The 18,419-nt window shown below is 56.4% G+C and carries 12 protein-coding genes; all 12 read right to left on the bottom strand.

The window, feature by feature from the left end; all coding sequences use genetic code 11:
* Window positions 1–152: 152 nt before the first annotated feature.
* Window positions 153–554 carry a GtrA family protein gene (locus tag A3OW_RS0114985; protein WP_020564264.1) on the bottom strand — a complete coding sequence of 134 codons (402 nt, stop codon included), beginning with the start codon at window positions 552–554 and terminating at the stop codon, window positions 153–155.
* Window positions 551–1,837, bottom strand: coding sequence for an NAD(P)/FAD-dependent oxidoreductase (locus A3OW_RS0114980; RefSeq protein WP_020564263.1), 1,287 nt, complete (start codon window positions 1,835–1,837; stop codon window positions 551–553). The genes A3OW_RS0114985 and A3OW_RS0114980 overlap by 4 nt, the downstream gene beginning before the upstream one ends.
* A gap of 2 nt (window positions 1,838–1,839) precedes the next feature.
* On the bottom strand, window positions 1,840–2,784 hold the full coding sequence (locus tag A3OW_RS0114975; protein WP_020564262.1) for an NAD-dependent epimerase/dehydratase family protein: 945 nt from the start codon (window positions 2,782–2,784) through the stop codon (window positions 1,840–1,842).
* 12 nt (window positions 2,785–2,796) lie between these two features.
* Window positions 2,797–4,947, bottom strand: a complete 2,151-nt coding sequence (locus A3OW_RS0114970; RefSeq protein WP_020564261.1) for a hypothetical protein — start codon at window positions 4,945–4,947, stop codon at window positions 2,797–2,799.
* Window positions 4,944–5,699: an SDR family NAD(P)-dependent oxidoreductase gene (locus tag A3OW_RS0114965; protein WP_020564260.1), complete on the bottom strand. Its 756-nt coding sequence runs from the start codon at window positions 5,697–5,699 to the stop codon at window positions 4,944–4,946. The genes A3OW_RS0114970 and A3OW_RS0114965 overlap by 4 nt, the downstream gene beginning before the upstream one ends.
* A 4-nt stretch (window positions 5,700–5,703) precedes the next feature.
* On the bottom strand, window positions 5,704–7,002 hold the full coding sequence (locus tag A3OW_RS0114960) for an FAD-binding oxidoreductase (protein WP_026223629.1): 1,299 nt from the start codon (window positions 7,000–7,002) through the stop codon (window positions 5,704–5,706).
* Window positions 6,996–8,429, bottom strand: a complete 1,434-nt coding sequence (locus A3OW_RS0114955; RefSeq protein WP_026223628.1) for a UbiA family prenyltransferase — start codon at window positions 8,427–8,429, stop codon at window positions 6,996–6,998. Before A3OW_RS0114955 ends, A3OW_RS0114960 begins: the two co-directional genes overlap by 7 nt.
* Before the next feature lie 403 nt (window positions 8,430–8,832).
* Entirely contained in the window at window positions 8,833–9,861 is a 1,029-nt protein-coding gene (locus A3OW_RS0114945; protein WP_020564256.1) for a lysylphosphatidylglycerol synthase transmembrane domain-containing protein, read from the bottom strand.
* A complete protein-coding gene (locus A3OW_RS0114940; RefSeq protein ID WP_020564255.1) occupies window positions 9,854–10,540 on the bottom strand; it encodes a glycosyltransferase in 687 nt (228 codons plus the stop codon). The genes A3OW_RS0114945 and A3OW_RS0114940 overlap by 8 nt, the downstream gene beginning before the upstream one ends.
* Window positions 10,537–11,748: a protoporphyrinogen/coproporphyrinogen oxidase gene (locus A3OW_RS0114935; RefSeq protein ID WP_020564254.1), complete on the bottom strand. Its 1,212-nt coding sequence runs from the start codon at window positions 11,746–11,748 to the stop codon at window positions 10,537–10,539. Before A3OW_RS0114935 ends, A3OW_RS0114940 begins: the two co-directional genes overlap by 4 nt.
* A 297-nt stretch (window positions 11,749–12,045) precedes the next feature.
* Window positions 12,046–14,370: a rhamnan synthesis F family protein gene (locus tag A3OW_RS0114930; protein WP_020564253.1), complete on the bottom strand. Its 2,325-nt coding sequence runs from the start codon at window positions 14,368–14,370 to the stop codon at window positions 12,046–12,048.
* A 75-nt stretch (window positions 14,371–14,445) separates the two neighbouring features.
* A complete protein-coding gene (locus A3OW_RS0114925; RefSeq protein WP_020564252.1) occupies window positions 14,446–18,396 on the bottom strand; it encodes a rhamnan synthesis F family protein in 3,951 nt (1,316 codons plus the stop codon).
* Between the last annotated feature and the right edge of the window lie 23 nt (window positions 18,397–18,419).

Here is an 18,419-nt window from a genome sequence, read left to right as displayed (position 1 = left end):
AGCGGAAAAGACAGAGAAAGAATGAGACAAAAGCAACAGGACTGATGAGCGTGTCCGATTTTCTCAATGCGTTTTTGGGCCCGCTTGTGATGCGATCGGTTCACCGGTATTCTGACGGGCAATAACAGCGGGTTAACATTTTAGCCATGCTTTTAGCGAAAGGACCAGCGCTTGTGACCGATATAACTGGTAAATACGGGGACCGCCACGCCGACCGCATGAGCGATTTCCTTTGCGAACAAGGTTATTCCCCAGCGGGGCAGAAGATAATAGGCCAGGCCCATGCTGATGGCCCAGGTTTGCGATACGGCGACCAAGTTCACCAGAATGAAAAAGAAGGCCGAACGATGCACTGCTTGCCGGCTCTCCCGGAATACAAACAGTTTGGCCAATACGAAGGCGGTGGTCATTCCGGTAAGGTAGGCGCAGATTACCGCGGTGGAAAACTCCAGCCAGTGGCTATAGACGATTCTGGAGCCGAAATTGACCGCCGCGGCGGTTCCGCCGGTCAGTAAAAAGATCAGAAATTGCCGCGAAAAAAATTGCCGAATCACGCCGTTGCTTCCCTTGCCATTTTTCTGCCGAAATCGATACTTTCGGAAATGCCTCTGTCTTCCGGATAATAATAAGAAGTATCCGCGGCCCACAGGCCTTCGACCGGCAGCGCGGCCGGGGGCAGCTTGTCGAGATAGCCCGGATCGCAAATGGGCTGAGCATAACGGTAGCGGCTTGCGCGCAGCTCAATGAAGTCCTCGTCGCTTAACCGGGGGTTGATCTTCTTCAAATAGCGGCGCACTTTGTCGAGGAATATTTGATCCGGCTCGGCAAATTTAGGGTGTTCCCCCGGCATATAAAAAGGGACATAAACAATGTGCCGATCCAGGGGTCTTAAATTGGTGTACTCCACCAAACCCGGAATGTCCATGTCGGGATCGTTCGTGTTCAACCAGAAGTTCTCGGTTACCGCTTGACGCAGTTTTACGATTACGCAGACCACCGCGATGTTGTTGACCGATCGGTAACTTTGCAGTATCGAAGAGGGTAAATCAGGCATCAAACTGGGCACGTAAGGCAAAGGGACGGTGCTGATGACCTTGTCGAAGGCTTCGAATCGTCCGTCCGTTTCTATGCCTCGCACCTTCGCCTCTTCGATGACGACTTTGCCGACCGGAGAGTTGAGGCGAATTTCACCGCCGTGCTTTTCAATATCCGCGCGCAGGGCCCGGAGCAGCGTTTCCGAACCGCCTTCCAGATAACCCAGTTTTTCGCGGAACAGACTGTAGCGCGAACGTCCGATTCGCCGTATCCGGCTCCAGATCCAGGCCGCCGACAGGTTCGTGGAAAAATCGTAAAACTTGTAGTCGAATAACCGGCGCCACAAGACTTCGTAAGCTTCCTCGCCCACCCAGCGTTTGATCCAGCCCGTCGCTTCGACTTGATCCAGCGGTTGCCAGTCGTTGCGTCGGGTCGAGAGGAAGGCATGGAGACCGTAACGGAATTTGGCGGCGAGGCTCAAGCCTTGAAACTTGAGTAACGCCATGGGGTTGCCCCAGGGCTGCAATTGTCCCTGATACCAGTAACCCATTTTCGTTTCGGTCCAGCGCATTTTGTCGGCTATCGCCAATTCGTCCAGCACCTTCAAAAAAGCCTCGTCGGAGATGCAATGAAAATGATAGTAACGCTCGATGGTCAAGCCGGAAAAATCGAACGAGGCGGTCATGCCGCCTATGCGATCATCCGCTTCGAAAACAACCGGCTGGTGACCGTCGCGCGCCAATTGAAAAGCCACGGCCAGGCCCATGGGTCCCGCTCCCAGCACGGCAATGCGCTGCTTCATCGTCAGAACTCCAGGATGACCGTGCCATAGGCCGGGTCATTAAAGGTTTCATTGATGGCTTCGATAAAAGGCGTACAAGGCACCCCGAAAATACCGGGCCAGTCGATCACCTCGAACTCGTCCTTGGCAGTGAGGGCGGCCAGTTGCTGGGTTGTGAACGGCGGGTTTTTATCGAACAGCTCCCAGATCCACAGCAACGAGTAAAACAATCCATAGGGAATCCTGGTGATCAATGCGCGGGCTCCCGTCGCACGTTTGATTTCGCGAATGATGTCGATGTAATCCACCTTCTCATGGCCCGAGATGTTGTAAACGCCGCCGGCGATTCCGTTTTCGATGCAACTGATAATGATGTTGCAGAAGTCGCCCACATACAGCGGCTGGCGCATGTAGCGGCCGTCTCCGGGGATCGGGAAAATAGGCATTTTTTTCATGAACCGCGACAACCAGCCCAAATGCTTGCGGTCGAACCAGCCGAACATCAGGGTCGGGCGCAATACAGGGCAGGGGATGCCGCTCTCCAGCACCATCCGTTCCTGTTCCTTTTTGGTATTGGTATAGAAATCGTCGGCTACCGATTCCACCACCGAAGAACTGATATGGACCAGGTAGGGTATCTGGTTGATTTTGACGGCGTCGAGGATCAGCCGGGTCGATTCCAGATTGTTGCGGACGAACTCCTGATAATCCGTGCCGCCGATCTGGGCTTGCAGCATCACGACGACGTCAGCCCCTGCAAAATGCCGCTGCCAGTCGCCCGGATAAGCCAGATCGGCATATTCTGCGATAATATCGGGCTGAACCCGGTTCAGGACGGCCAAATTGCTCCGATGTTTGTCGAGCACGACGATCTCTTGGTATCCCTTTGCTTTAAGGCGGGCGACGAGATTTTGGCCGACCAGTCCGGCGCCGCCGGGAAGTATTATTTTTTTGTGTTTTAATTGCATGATCTATCCAGTTTAATGACTGCTTTGCCGAACGGCTATGGCGGACCATTCTCCCCAGCCCGCGCCATTGTCCGAAAATTTCACTGTAAAAGTCCCCTCCGGCAATAGCGCATTGTTCAAATCCAGAAGAGCCCATGCTTTGGCAACGGGGAGTTTAATCGGAGGAATGGCACTGCCGGATATTTCGAGAACCTGCTGTCCCCCTTTCGGGCCCGATCGGTAGAAAAGCCGATCCCCGCGTTTGACCCGTAATGAAATGCTCCCTATGTTCGCATCGGAGTCGATATGGCTTCCGTAAACCTGCAGGCCGTCGATCATTGACCTGTAGTAATCGGAACCTATCCACTGATTTCCGGGCAGAACGGTTGATCCGTCAAGAGTGGCGTTCTTCACTGACTGTTCGGTGAAGAAAAGCGATGCAGTGATCTTTCCGGCAGCCGAAGTAAGGGATATGATAGGCGCCGGAACTTTTACCTGCAGTTGGCAGGCAGGATTTTCTCCCAGCAGAGTGAGCATCTTGCCTCTCTGATTCGCCAGCAGATAGCCTTGGAAGCCGGCACGGAACGCTTTTTTATCGATGGCCTTGGCGAGATCGGGCCTGGGTTGACCCGTGAGCCCATAGCCTACGACCTTTCCCTGGCTTCCCAGGAAGCGAATGACGTCGGGATAGTTTTTACCGGCGACGTTAAACATCCATCCATAGACATGGATAAGACGGCCCTCCCCATCGATTTCCTCCACTGCGTCCAGATGGCCCTGGCAGGCCGGCAACGTCTGCTGTGGCACTGTCAGGCCCCATTGTTCTCTCATATCACGGGAAGGATAGTCGCCGAAGATGGAAAGATTTCGAACGGAAGCCTCTTTGGCTATTACCAAAGCTCGCCGAGGATCCGGATAAACAGTTTTAATCTGTTTTTCATCCCTCGCTTGAAGATCAAGCGCGAGGGCAGCTATTTTTCGTTGGAACACTTTCGCATAGTCCGGTTGCATTGCTTCCGTCTGGAAAATGGCCATGGGCAATGCAAGCATTGCCAACGCGAGTAGAACTGTTGCGCTCTTCGTTTTTAAAGCGGCCAGCACAGAGGGTGAGTACAGAACCAGTAAAGCGGCCCATGCCATTAAAGGAGGCGTGGTATAGCGGCTGGCAAAGGCATGATCGAGCCCGAAAACCAGGCGTCCCCCGGCCGTGCCCAGAGCGCTGCCTCCTATGTAAAGAATAAAGAACAGCAGTGCCAGTGTCAGCGTGTTTTCCTGAGGCCGGCGCAGAGCTTTGACGGTGAAGCCGACGGAACTTCCTATCAGAAACAGTGCCGCTCCATTCATCATCAGTTTGCCAAGTTCTTCTTTTCCGAAAAGAAAATAAAATGGACCGCCGAGATAGCGCAACACGAATTGAAGCAGGCCGAACGGATTTTCTCTCAAAGCTTGCGATAGGGTGCTGTGTGCAGCCGGTGAGCGATAGTCGTGAAAATACAGGAAAAGCATGGCGGCGGAAAGACTGAGCAATATGCCGGTGCGCAGCCGGTTTTGCCTCGCGACAAGCGCGTAGCATGTCATTAAGGGTAAAGCAAGAACGCCGTTGGCCATGGTGCCTGCAGAAGCCAAACCAAAGACGCATGCAGTAAGAAAATGGCGCTTTGCATGAATTCCGGCGAGCGACTTGTAGAGCCAGTACAAACCGCACAGCGGCAACAGTTGAGCCAGGATGAACTGGCTCTGGAAACCCCACGTCATGTTTTCCTTTTGCGTCCACAGGAACAGCCAGGCGGTCAGGAAAAGCCCCAGCAAAACTTCTTCCGTGGCCGGTTTTTCCGTGGCGGCTGCTGCGCGAAGTATTCGATAAAACACCCACGCGCTTCCGCCGATCAAAAAATAATTGAAAGCTGTTAAAAACCAGTTGGCGCCATCAAAGAATTTAAAATCGGCCCAGAACAACAAACGAGCCAGAAGAATGCGGTGTTCATTATGCTGCATCCACCATTCATTATTCTCCCCGTCCAAGCGCATAAAAAATCCGAGGGTGCCGTCCCACATATCCCAAAACGGTACGGGCGAGTAGGTACGAACGGCGCCGACGACGGTCAGCCCAACCATCCATAGGGCAAAACCTGCAAAGGCCAGTATTAAATTTTTTTCTTTTAATACCGTTGATGTCTTGTTCATATATCCATTTTATTAAAAATAAAACGAGGCAAGTGCCGAATGATCATCATGATCAATAGCCATTTGGCCGGTACATAGATAACAGGCTTTCCCTGATCGATTCCCTGAACGATGGACTGAGCCACCGCTTCTACACTGGCGAGATCACCGCCTTGTTCTTTAATGTGTGCGGTCATCGGCGTATCGGTCGGTCCGGGCTTGATCAGAACGACTTTTACGTCGGTATTTGCCAGACGATGTTGAAGTCCCTGTGCATAACGCGTCACCAATCCCTTCGCGGCGCCATAGACGTAATTCGACTTGCGTCCTCTGTCTCCGGCCACCGACCCGATAATTGCCAGCGTTCCTCGATTGTTCTTTTCCATGGAGCCGGCAAACGCCTCTGCAAACAGTACCGGAGAGATGGCATTAATAATCAGCGCTTCCTGGCATGCAGTCAAGTCCTGTTGGCATGCGGCCTGGTCCGGCAGCGAACCGTGGGCAATCAGCACGGTATGAACGGGTCCTTCGGCGGTGATCTCATTCACCAGTTGGCGGATGGCGACGGGATCGGTGAAATTGGCTGCGAGAACGCGTATGGCGGATTGTGGGCTGCGAACCCGAAGGTCAGCGGCGACTCGCTCCGTTTTGTCCGGGTCACGGCCGACCAGGGTCAGATCCACCGCGGCATTGTGGGCCCATAAACGGGCACAGTGTTCTGCAATTGCCGAGGTTGCGCCGATGATGACGATTCTTTTATGGGGACGGGACATGGTATTAATTTCCTATGAGTCTTCGGGACAGCGCCGAGCTGATGCCGGGATCGCGATATGGCAGAAATTCTGAGAGGCGAGGGTAGCCCGATTCGAATAGATCCCGAGGCATGCGAGCGTCTTTGGCCGGATAAATTCGCCCGCCGGCTTCGCGGACAATCGCATCCAGCCGATCGAAGAGCTTAAGCGTCCGCTCTCCCCGGTTGGGAAAATCCAGAGCCAGAGTGACGCCCGGCTGCGGAAAACTCATCATGCCGAGGGGCTGACGATTGCCGAAGGTTTTCAATACGGTCAGGAAGGATCCTTCACCGGCGCCGGCAATTTCATTCAGCATGGCCTGCACGGCATCACGTCCAACTTCACGCGGCACCACACTCTGGTACTGATAGAAGCCTTTAGGGCCATACATCCGGTTCCATTCCAGCAGATTGTCGAGCGGATAGAAGAAAGGCTCATAATGGACGATGCTTCTGCCTGATTGCTGCTTTTTGGCGTTGAAGTAGGCCGTATTGAACGCTCTAAGCGAAAGGCCGTTAACCAGAGATACGGGGGGGACGAACGGAATCGTCAGTTTGCGGGGTGACGGCTCCGGACGGGAGGGTTCGTTCGCCGGCTTGGCCCGCATGAAAAGCCCGCGTCCTTCACCTTTATGAATACAGTCGATCCAGGAAACGGTATGTTCCCAGCCGCTTTCCGAATCGTCGCACAAATGGAAAAACTCGTCCAGATCGGTATAGGGCAGGGTCTCGGCGTCAAGCCATGGGCCGGCTATCCGGCGCAGTTGAATTTCGGCTTCGGTAATGAGGCCGGTAAGACCGAGACCGCCCACGGTGGCGGCAAACCAGTCGGGTTTCCGGTCAGGTCCGCACTCAATGCACGTCGTGTCCGTGCGCGCCAGTTTGATCCTCCGCACATGATCGCCGAAGGAGCCGAATGCGTGATGATTCTTTCCATGCACGTCGTTGGCAATGGCTCCGCCCACCGTTATCAACTGGGTTCCGGGGGTAACGGGAAGAATCCAGCCTCTCGGAACAACCAGGCGTTGAATATCGCGCAAGAGCAGGCCGGATTCACAGACCAGTCTGCCCGTGTTCTCGTTGAAGCCGATAAACCGGTCCAGGCCAGTCGTGTTCCATAATGCGCCGCCCGGATTGAGACAAGCGTCGCCATAACTGCGTCCCATGCCGTAAGCCAGACCGGGGCGTTTGTTTTTTAGCTGATTGATGACTTGATACCGATCGGTCAGTACTCGAACTTCATGTTCGCAATGGTCCAGTCTTCCCCAGGATGAAACTTTTACCATGGCCATCCCAGGGTACCGATAGCCAGAACGATGGAAAAAGCCACGCCCGACAGCAGGCTGGCTTTGTCTTTAACGGCGAAGACCAAAGGGTCGTCATGCATTTTGCCCCGATGAGCCTGCATCCACATCCAACTGACCCAGAACAGCATAATGGGTACCGCTCCCCATACCCATTCGGGGGTACGATAGAGCTTCAATATGGCGTCGCTGTTAAGATAAAGCGCCAGCACCAGAACGGCGGCATAGCCCGACGTGATGCCCATCGTTTGCAGCAAAGAGGCATCCGAAGTGTAATAACCGCGACCGTGAGCTTTTTGCTTTCCGTGCAGCAGTTGCACCTCCAATTCGGCATACCGTTTGACAAAAGCCAAGGACAAAAATAAAAAGACGGAAAACGCCAGCAGCCAGAAAGACAGACTCATTTCAACAGCGGCGGCGCCCGCAACGATGCGCAAGGTATAAAGCATGGCCAACGTCAGGCAGTCTATCAGCATCACGCGCTTAAGCATCCAGGAATAAGCGCAGGTCAAGGCAAAATAAAACAGCAACCAGGAAAAGAAGGCCTCTCCTACATGCCGGGCTAATGCCAGGCTGCTGAACAGCAGTACGGGAGCCAGAACCACGCCCATCCAGGCCGGAACCAGACCGGAGGCAAAAGGCCGTTTGCATTTGCGAGGATGTTGCCGGTCGCTTTCCAGATCCAGCAGATCGTTGGCGATGTAAACCGAGGAAGCGCACAGGCTGAATGAAAAAAAAGCCAGAATGAGCTCCAGCCAGATATCGGGGTTGGTCAATTGGTGAGCCGCCAGGATGGGCACGAATAACAGCAAGTTCTTCAGCCATTGGTGCACCCGGAACACGCGGCGCCAAACCTTGAATTCTAAAGCGGGGGAAGGAAATACCCGCTCTACTTCGCAATAAGCGCTTGCTTTTTTGATCAAGGCGTCAGAAGCATTGACGACTACTGCTTTATGAGCTTGTTGCCAGACCGCCAGGTCGGCATTGGAGTTTCCGGCATAATCGAAACCGGCATGACCGAAACACTGCACGAGCAACTCCGCCTTGTGTTTTCCCGCCAAGTTCCTGACGCCGTCACTTGCCATCACTTCATCAAAAACGCCCAGGTGTTCCGATATGGCGGTGGCTATGGAAAGGTCGGAAGCGGTGCATAAGACCAGTTTCCGGCCTAAAGCCTTTTGTTGCCTTAACCATTCCAGTAACTCCTTGTTGTAAGGGAGGCTGCTTGGGTCAAAATCGGAACGGTTGGCTAAATTCTGCTTAAGTGCAGCCTTACCCCGTGACAACCAATAAGGGATATGCAATGTATAAAGCGGGCTATCGCGCAGAACTCTTAATGCCGATTCGTGGAGCATGTCTGTGTGAATCAGTGTGCCGTCGAGATCAACTACAAGAGGATACAAGTTCAAAATAAGAAGTCCTTACTATTCATGTTTAACCTATTTCTGAATAGCGAAACAGCCAGAAGGAAAAATTAACAGGGATATTAAGTGGGCGGTACGGTTGAGATTATCAATTACATGCCTTATGAGGCTGCCGCGTTTTATAGACGACGATTTACGGATATTTTTGATTGCTTACGATAAAGGCATAATGGAGTTTTGTTTCCTGTCCGCCGATAGCGGCCCGTATCAGTATCTCATTGATAAGGTTGTGCAATTTATTGGCTGCCAAGGCAATAATTGCAAAATTCAAACCAATGCCGTAAACCCGAAAGTACTATAACAGATTGTCAATACGTTGCCCAACCTTATCGATATTCGGAAACGAGCGGCGTCTTGTCGGGTTAACGTCTCGTTCTTCCGGTCGTCGTCAATTCGTATTTTGCGCGGCTTCGGCAGGCCTGCGGCCGCGGCGCTGCATCGACGCCAGATAGAAGGGCAGGCCCATCAGCCGCGACAGGGCGCCGATCGTTTGAAACAGCAGCCCGATCAGCGCGCCGTTTTGCACCATCAACAGATGGGAGAGCAGAAAATCGAAGGCCGCTGTGCCGATGCCGAAGCCGCCGGCCACGCCGAAAATTCCGCCGAAGATCGCCAGCGGAAACACGATGAATCCTTTCAGAGGCGAAACCTCGTTGCCGACCGCGAAGGTAATGAACAGGAGCGCCGTGCACCAGAAGACGTGGTTGAGCATGGACAAGCCCAGGGCGGCGAACAGTACGCCGGCGTTTTCCCGCAGAGAATTGAACGAGCCGATCATCTGCCGCAAGCGCAGCCCCCACGTATGCGACTCCAACCAGCGGTTCAAGGTCGGGTTGTGATAAAGCCGTCGCGATCCTAGAACGGGAAAAGCAATCAGCGGCCCGATTCCGGCGGCCAGCGACAGGCCCGCCACCACATGCCGCGCCGGCAGATCGCTTAACATCTCCCAGCCGAGAAGGCAGGCCAGGCTGGCCAGCAAAAACAGCCCGAGCAAGCCGATGATCCGGTCGAACGCCACCGCCATCACCGCGCGGGTCCTGAGCCCCGCGCCGACGTGTTCGACCACGTAGCCCGCCTTGACCACGTCGCCGCCGTTCGAACTCGGCATGCCCAGGTCGAAGAAGGAACCGACCATGGTCCAGCGCAGAGCCTGACGGAACGGCACGTCGATGCCCTGGCTGGCGAGGAGGATCCTGAAACGGAAAGAGACGATCAGGAAAGGCGGCAGCGACAGCAGGAACGCGGCCAGCAGCCAGGGCCAGGTGTGCCTGAGCGACGCCAGTACGTTGAAATCGATGCGATTGTAATAAATCAATAGACCGATCACGCCGGCGGCGATCGCCAATTTGAACCAGAGGGAAGACACGGTTCGGCGCAGCCGGCCTTGAGGTTTGACCGTTATTACTTGCTCAGTCATGTCGTCTCAGCTCGTACCAAAGATAAGCCAGCAGCCGTTTGCCCGTCGGCCATATCTTGAAATGACTCTCTCCGTAGTCCCTGGCGGTTTCCCGGGTCGGAAACTCGACGCGCGGAATGCGCAGCTTGTAGGAACGGATCACCATTTCGACGTCGATCGACAAGCCGGTTTCCAGGATGTTCATGCGTTCGAAGGCCGAACGTTTCCAGCCTTTGACGCCGTGCAATACGTCCCAGACCCAGGCTCCCTCGCGGCGCCAGACCAGGCCGGCCAGGGCAGCCAGCCCTTTGACGGCCCATTTGCGCGGGCGCCAGAAATGAGCGTCTTCTTCGTTTCGAGAGCCTTTGATTTGCCGGCTTGCGATCACCAGTTCGCAGCCTTGCTCGAAAAGCGGGCGAAACTTGCGCAAGTCGCCGGTGGGCAGGGTGCCTTTGGGAAAAAACACGACCACGGCATCGCCGGCCGCCATGCGGTCGGCGTGCACGTAGGCCGCGTTCAGACCGCGTTTGGGCTGGCGGTACACCGGAATGCCGCAGCTTTCCAGATACGCCACGGTGCCGTCGGTACTGCCGCCGTCCACGGCAAAGATTTCATCGAATTCCTCTCGAGGAAGCGTCGGCACATCTGTTTGACACCCTTGAAGCTCGTTCCATACGATCAGGCAAAGCGAAATTTTCATGCAACCTCTATGTTTAATTCGGCGGCCATCTGCAATGCTTCGGCGACCGCGACGTCGGAATTCATGTGCTCCCACCGGCCCCAGCGCCCGAGCCCGAGAATGCCGTGGCCGCGCGCCCAGGCCAGAATTTTCCGGACGGCTTCCGGCTTGCCGAGCGTATTGACGGGATAGGCGAATTCGTTATGGAAACGCGTGCTTTCGCTTTTGGGGGAGCGGGCGGCATTGGTCTCGGTCCAGTAGCCTCGCGATCCCATGGCAAAATTGGCGCGCAGCAGCAAGCGGTGATGGGCGATCGACTCGTTCGGTTCGTAGATCCAGTGGGCCCGGCTGTCCAGCGTTTCGGGGTGGTAGTCGACGTCGATGGGCGCGTTTTTCAAGACGGCGACGGCTTCCAGAATGTCGTTGGGTAAATCGCAGCATCCCGGCCACAAAGTCCACGGAATCGTGGAGATGATCGTCTTCGCCCGCCACTGCCCGTTGACGGTGCGGGTAGACAAATCGATGTGTTCAACCTTGCAGTTCGCCACGAGCGAGTCGCCCAATGCTTCGCCCATGCGCCGCCATACCTCGCCGTAGCCGAATTTTTTCGGGTACAAAAACGTGCCGTGCGCGGGCAGGGCGCCCATCGGCTTTCCTTCCAGGCAGCTTAACAGCGTTTCCCGGAACGAGACGTCGGGAAGCTTGTACAGCCAGTACGTGCCGAGCCGATCGGGATCCATCGACCAGATCTTGCGGTTGTAGGGCAGCATGTATTCCTCGGCGATGCGTTCGCCCAGCTTCCATCGGATCCATTCGGCGAACGATTCGGGCATGGGCTCGCCCCGCACGCACCCGGCCTCGGCGATGGATTCGAGAAAATCGGCCTGGGTCTCGACCGGAAGCTGCCAAAGGTTGGCTTCCAGCGGATGATCGATTTCCATGCCGCGAATGCGAATCTTCGACACGCGCTCGAACAGGTTCCATTCTTCCTGCGGCATGAAGCGGAACACGAAATCCAGAACTTCCTTGCGTTTGACGTCCAGAAAGTGGCCGCCTCCGACGTCGAGCGGCGCGCCGTCCACGGTTTCGGAACGGCACAAGCCGCCGGCGACCTCGTGCTGTTCGAGGACGGCGATCTCGGTAGGAGAACAGCCGGCGTCGATCAGGGCATGAGCGACGGTCAATCCGCTCGGTCCGGCGCCAAGCACCAGGAATTTGAAATTTTTCATTAGGTATCAGGAAAAATGATCGGCCAAAGGATGATAAGACGGCTCTTGTTTCAGCAAAAGGATGAAGCAAGCGGCGTATGAGCCACGCAGGCCCGATATTCGATATGCATGGGAATAGAAAAACAACGATTGCAAGCCGGTGGATTATACCAGTATTTGTAAAGTAATGAATTCAAAGGAAAGCTTCCGGGTGCGATTCAAACGGATGTAGAATGTATCGATGGGGCGTAGGATGTGCCCAGCGACAATTCGGCTTTGGGGTTTAATTTGTGGTCCGGAGCCGAACGTCGGGTATTTTCAGCGGCTCAGTCCCTCTACATGGGTTGCCGCCCAGCGTAAATTTTCCAGCGGCAGACTCAACGAAAGCAGTCTTTCGAGTGCATGCAGCATCGTACCATCGTACGGCAGGGGTTCTTCCGGGTAATCTTCCCAGTCCAGCTTTAAATTCAGCAAGGGCGTCAGGGCCGAAGTCCTGGCCCAAAACATCGCTCCTACGGGAAAATTAAACTGTTCGGGTAAATTTCGAAGCCCCATCCGTTCAGCAAGCTGCTCGGCAACGCTCCGGTTCGCGCTCCAGCCGACCGTATTGGGATCGTCCGGGAAGACCATGCCGAGTGTCGCATCGCCCTTCATTTCGGCCAGAATACGGTCGGCCATGGCGCCGGATAATTCGCCCCCAAGCAGATTTTCCAGCAGGAACCGCTGCCACGACCGGCCTATGGCGGCTTCCTCGACGTCGGCGCTTTTTTTGGTATGGAGATGGCCGACAAAGTCGTAATGGTCGGCGATGTCCCGGCCAAAGGCCGTAAATAACGGACCGATATCCCGGCCCCGGTTCGGGACCAGCCGGATATCGGCTATCGTGCCGGAATAGTCTTTTAAATCGCTCATCACCGATGGCCGGATTTGCTCGTCGGCAATGCTCACGAACAGGTCGGGGCGTATCCGGTTGCGCGAAAGCCGGGTCATGATGTCGGCGAGCAGTTCCGGATAAAAAACATGCACGTGCAGAGCCACGCGGTGACCGGAGGGTAGATTCCTGCCGTTTGTTTTGGGCGGCCCGATCACCGGATAGCGCCAGGGGCCTTCGGGTTCTCCCGCCCGCAAATAGTCCGCGAAAGGGTTGGCATTCGGGACGGCCAGTCCGTGTTGCTCCAGGTAAATGCCGGGATGAAAGCCCGGCAGGGGTTTTCTGCGGACCATGCCGCTGGCCCAGGTGCGGACATACCGGCGGATTTTCTTTTCGGCCGTGGCCTCCTGCCATTGCGGAGGACAGGCAAAATCGCTTCGGAACAGGCCGGATTCGAGGATGATCCGGGCGTCGGCCCGCTCCTGCCGCGCTCGCTCGGACGCGTCTTCCCCCAGTGCCTGAAGACGGACGACATAGTTCCTCATATCGAAAAAATCTGCCGCGGCTTGGCGGCACCGGTCCGCCGTCTGCCGGCGCAAGGTCCTGGAATCCGCCAAGGCCAGAATCTTTGCGGCCATGTCGGCCGAGTCGAGATAATCCGCAACGCACAGGCTGCCAAGACCGCTGCCGTTCAGAAAATCGGCGATGCCGGTGGTCTTGTCGAAGCAGAGTACCGGCACGCCGTGAGCCATCGCATCGATCGCGACGTTCGGCAACGGATCCAGCCGTGACGGCAGCAGCAAAAGATCGGCTTCCTGATACGCGGTTTCGATGGCGCTCGTTTCGTCAATGAATAAAACATGCTCCTGAAGTCCGTCCCGCCGGATCCGGTCGGCCAGAAAGACCGAATATTCGGGGTCTTTGTCCGGCTCGAAGCCCTTTCCGATCCAGACGAAACGGCAAGTGCGGCGCGACGGCGCACGGATGACGCGTGCGGCGCAGTCGAGAAAGAGGTCCACGCCCTTGCGGAAATTGACGTATCCCGCGCCAAGTACAATCACGTCTTCCGCCGAATTGCCGGAACGCATCAAGCGGCGGATGCGGTCCTGCTCCGTCTGAAGCCGCGCTTCATCGATTTCTTCCACCGGAGGCAGGCACCGGCCCTGGGGCAGGATGTGGCAATGGCGGTTGTGCAGTTCGGGGTAAGCGGCCAGCGCATCTTCCAGAGTGGCCCGTGCCGAGAAAATCATTTCGTCGGACCAGAAACAGGCTTCGCCGATCACCTCGCGCGGGCGGGTGTAGCACGAGGCGAATTCATGAACCAGGCAGATCGAAGGGACGTCCCGGTCGTACAAGGCCGGGAGCGCGGCGCGGGATTCCAGGCTATTGACCAGGGCGAACTTGAAGCGGAAACGCCGGCACAGCCGGTCTACGGTGCGATACACCCGTTCGGGTCTGTGCTTTAAGTCCGGCGCCGACATCACGACGGCGCCGGCATCCCGGAACGCCGGCGAAAGCGGGCCGGGGCCCATCAGCAGCGCCACCACGTTGTACTGTCCAACAAGCGCCCAGACCAGATTGTAAGCCAGCACCGGTGCGCCGGATCTCGAGGCTTCATGGCTTACGATCAGGATCGTTTCCCGATCGGCTTTGAGATGATGTTCTCCCGTAAACGTGTGTGCCGGAAACAGACGGTCCTTGATCAGCCGGGCCAAAGCCGGCCAGCCGTTCTGTTGGGCGTAACGCAAGGCGTTCAGCCCTTTGCTCAGCATCGTAAAACCGCTTCAGTTGCCGGATCTTTTGCCGTCTTTTCGAGTGCCGGGATCATCGTAAAAAAATGGTCGCCATTATGAAACCAGACCGCGGCCATAGTAATAGTCGTCCAGGGTAACGGCGGCCAATGAGGCTTTTTCATTCTCCGAATGGCGGGAAACGAACGACTCGTACAGAGACTTCGCCACGGCCAGGGACGGAACGAAATCCGGAATCATCGTCTCCCGGAGATTGCGGGCATCGCTCACATAGCTCATCACTCCTTCCGTCAGCAATTTCCGAAATTCACAAGATCCGCGCTCGTCGTCCGACAGCGTTCTGAATACCGCGGCGGCATGGCCGTTTTCGTCCGCTTCATAGCGGATGATCTGCGGTTCGTCGGCGCTTAAAAATTTCTCCAGATCGAAACTGTATTGGTACAGTTTGGGAAGAGGCTGGTTCAAGTTGATTTGTTCCAGAAAACAACCGCGGGTTACGATGTCGTACTCCCGAACCACGTCGCCGATCCTTTCATCGGTCATCATGTAGTACCCGTGGATGTTTCCGTCCAGAATCCGGTTCAGATATTTTTGGATCGTGCCGCCGTAACCGACGTCGACCACGGCGTATCGGCCTTTATTGTTTAGTCCGCCGGCGGCCAGATAGGCCAGAAGGCCGGCGTGTTCCGATTGTGCATTTTCCAGAATTTCCGGGGTTAATGCTTCCAGCAGCGGAGCGAGAGAAGCAATCTTTTTATGCGCGACCTCGACGGTATCCGATCTCTTCCAGCCGGTGGCCCGGGTAATTTCTTTCCAGCGCCGGTCTTCCAGATTCAGGCCATAACGCTCCAGCAGAAAGTTTTCTATCGTATTGGCGCAATAATTGGTTTTCGCAATCTCCAGAATGTCGTCGAGGCCGGTACAGGCGGGCACGCTGACCGCTCTTCTGGACAGCACCAGATAGTCGGAAGGCGCCGCGTCGGCCAACCCTTGCGTCCAGAAATCGTAGACCTGCTTGATGAGCTTTCCTTCGCGCGACAGGAAATACAGCTTTTGCATGCCGTCCTTGCGGGACGTCCGGACCAGCCATTGCGCGAAGCCGGCGAGCAATGGGCCGACCAGGGAATAACCCAGATTGAAAGGCGCCGGATCGACCAGTGAGTGCGGATCAAAGCCGGGATGGGCGATGCCTGCGAAATTCTTTCGCACCACCAGCCCCAGAGTCGCTTCGGCGTCCAGGTCGGATTTCTCGTATTTCCGGATCAGGCCGCCGAATCGCGGCAGGCTGCGGGCAATTTCCACCGGCTTCAGCATATAAAGAGAACGGGCTCCCAGATCGCAGGGAATCTGGAAGTCGGAACGCTCGTTGTCTCCCACCATCAGAAATTCGGAGGGTTTGATGCCGTACCGGGCAAACACATGCTCGTACAATTGGCCCGAATCCTTTCTCAGGCCGACGTCATTGGATAAATACAAGGCCTCGAAGCCTTCGATGCCGTGACGCGCCAACATCGCTTCCACCACGGAACGGGGCAGAAACATGTCCGAAAGCAACAGCACCGGCTTGCCGGTGGCAAGCGCCTGACGATAAAGCGCCAGGCATTGTTCACGCGGCCCGACGCTGGCCATTTCAATTTCTTCCTCGAGGCGCCTCAAATCGGCCAGAGTCTCTGCCGGGAGCGGGACAAGCTCTGCCATTCGGGCATAGATTTCGTCCAGGCAAACGTCCGATCCTTTCTTTTCTCTCGCCAGATTTTCCGCTTCGAAGCGGTGCTTCAGGTAGAGCCGGCCGGCTTCTTCTTCGCTGCGGCGGCCGACGATGGCCTTGACCGATTCGGCATCCAGCAAAGGTCGGCACAACAGCGTATCGAAGATGTCGAAGCCGATGACCTTGACTTCTTTCGCATAAAATTCCCTGACCAGGTCCTGAAAGGTCCGGTTCATGTAATGGTCGAATCGCCACGCCGACCAACTGGGAAACTGGACGTCTTTAATGATGCCGGGGGGCAGCCCCAGGCTTGCCGGAACCACCCCGAACAGGCGTTCGATGCAGTGCGCCAGGGTGCCGTCGGTCTGGCCGGCTTCCTCGGGAAAGTCGTTCAGTTGGATTCCGGCCTTGAACAGCGGCGCCAGAGCGTCGCCGCGCGCCCAGAACATCGAGCCCGCCGGAAAGTCGAAGTAGCCGGAGGGCATGTCCCGGATGCCCAGGCGGGCGCACCAGTCCGCGCCCATCGCCCGGTTGGCCAGCCAACTGTTGGCCATGTACGGCAGGCGGACGAAGTTTTGAGGATAAACGATGCCGCGGCCGTAGTTGTCCTGCATGAGGCCGATGATTTTTTGCACCCGCTCCTTGCTTCCCATCAGGTGGGTGCACAAATACTCGCGCCAGCCTTCGGTGGCGCCTTTATTGTAATGGGATTTCTTGCTGTGCAGGTGACACAGATAATCGTACTGTGCCAGTTCCTCGCCGAAGGCGCAAAACAGCGGCGCTATGTCCCTCCCCCGGTTCTCCACGATCCTGACCGTCAGTTTCCGGCAATGGATGAGCTTCGCAAAAGCTCGCTTGCAGATGGCCTGTCCTTCTTTATCGACGACCGAAATGAAAAGATCGAACGGGAAAGGGATGTTCTTCAAATAGCCCGCAAATTCGTCCGCGAGGTCCTGATAAAAGATATGAACGTGGACGCCGATGCGGCCGGCGGATGCGGCCGGCGGGACGGCGTCGACGTCCACGAGATGGCTGTGCCATTCCGGGCCGAATCCGGGAGCGGAGTCTTGGGTCAATAAATGGGATTTATTCTCCGGAAGCCGTTTGGGAAAAAGAAAATTCAGAGGGCCCAAATGCCTGGTCAAGCCGTCTTTAACCGCCAGCCAGTCTCCTTTCAGGATCCGGGACAGAAAGCGCATCGGCCGAGTCACCAGCCAGGAGGAACTGTTCAGCAACTCGGCAAGCCGGTGTTCGAGAGCGGCATTGTGCACTTGCAGCGTTGAAACCGCGGAGGCCAATTGGTGAATCTGAAGATCTTTTTCCGCGTTCGCTTTCTCCAGTCCGGCGCAGTGTACGTCTTGCGCGAAAGCCGCCTTGCGCAAGGCGCCCATCTCCTCCGAAATCTCGTCCATGGCCTGATTGAGGCCGTTGATTTCCAGATCGCGGGTGCCGAGCAGTCGGTTCGATTCCGCTATCTGACATTGGCATTCTGCAATCGCCTGCCTGAGATTTGCGATTTCCCGGTCCCGGTCCGAGACGGCCTGATGAAGCTCGGTCAGCGTTTGGGTCAGGGCAGACAGGCGGCTTTGCGCCAGGTTTCGCTCCAAGCGTTCCCGTTGCAGCGCGCCGAGCGCGGCAAAATAATGCTGCATCTGCCGCTGCGCCGGAGACTTTGGGTCCAGCCAGGGCAGCGGCCGGGCCTCGGCGCCGTCGATCTGCACCACGCCCAGGCCGTGGGAGTGGGTAAACTCCAGATGGCCGGCATAGCGGGCCTGAAGTTCGTGCCACAGCTTCCAGACGCCGAAACCGTGCTCGCGCACGTTGGTGTCGTGGAACAGCACCACGGCGCCCGGAGCGAGCTTGGGCCGCCAACTGTCGAAATCGTGTTGGACCGCTTCGTAAGTGTGCAGGCCGTCGACGTGCAGCAGATCGATCGAACCGTCGGCGAAATAGCCGAGCGCTTCGTCGAAAGTCATCCGCAGCAGGTTGGAAAAGCCGGCGTAATGCGCCCGGTTGTGGGCATGGACTTTCTCGAACACGTCGTCGCCGTAGCGTCCGGCATGGTCGTCGCCGCGCCAGGTGTCGACGGCGTAGCAGCGGGTCGACAGGCCGGCTTCGCGGACGGTCTGGCAGAAAGCGAAATAGGAATTGCCGGAATGGGTGCCCAGTTCGACGAAGAGTTTGGGCTGCAACGTCCGGGTCAGCCAGTCCGCGAACGGCAGATGGCCGCACCAGGCGCCGGGCGCTTGCAGCGAGAGAGGCGTAAATTGAGCCGATTCCAGCAAACTGTCGGTGAAGCTATTCATGCGGTTTTTAGCGCTCAGAGGGATGTCGTTCATGGGGATGCCTGTCAGTCCGCCTG

It is taken from the genome of Methylosarcina fibrata AML-C10, assembly GCF_000372865.1.
GTDB lineage: Bacteria > Pseudomonadota > Gammaproteobacteria > Methylococcales > Methylomonadaceae > Methylosarcina > Methylosarcina fibrata.
This window is presented reverse-complemented; position numbering and strand designations above follow the sequence as displayed.

Coding starts and splice junctions, on each gene's coding strand:
- A3OW_RS0114935 (WP_020564254.1), bottom strand. CDS start 11,748: ATGAAAAATTTCAAATTCCTGGTGCTTGGCGCCGGACCGAGCGGATTG.
- A3OW_RS0114960 (WP_026223629.1), bottom strand. CDS start 7,002: ATGGTAAAAGTTTCATCCTGGGGAAGACTGGACCATTGCGAACATGAA.
- A3OW_RS0114970 (WP_020564261.1), bottom strand. CDS start 4,947: ATGAACAAGACATCAACGGTATTAAAAGAAAAAAATTTAATACTGGCC.
- A3OW_RS0114945 (WP_020564256.1), bottom strand. CDS start 9,861: ATGACTGAGCAAGTAATAACGGTCAAACCTCAAGGCCGGCTGCGCCGA.
- A3OW_RS0114980 (WP_020564263.1), bottom strand. CDS start 1,837: ATGAAGCAGCGCATTGCCGTGCTGGGAGCGGGACCCATGGGCCTGGCC.
- A3OW_RS0114965 (WP_020564260.1), bottom strand. CDS start 5,699: ATGTCCCGTCCCCATAAAAGAATCGTCATCATCGGCGCAACCTCGGCA.
- A3OW_RS0114940 (WP_020564255.1), bottom strand. CDS start 10,540: ATGAAAATTTCGCTTTGCCTGATCGTATGGAACGAGCTTCAAGGGTGT.
- A3OW_RS0114930 (WP_020564253.1), bottom strand. CDS start 14,370: ATGCTGAGCAAAGGGCTGAACGCCTTGCGTTACGCCCAACAGAACGGC.
- A3OW_RS0114975 (WP_020564262.1), bottom strand. CDS start 2,784: ATGCAATTAAAACACAAAAAAATAATACTTCCCGGCGGCGCCGGACTG.
- A3OW_RS0114925 (WP_020564252.1), bottom strand. CDS start 18,396: ATGAACGACATCCCTCTGAGCGCTAAAAACCGCATGAATAGCTTCACC.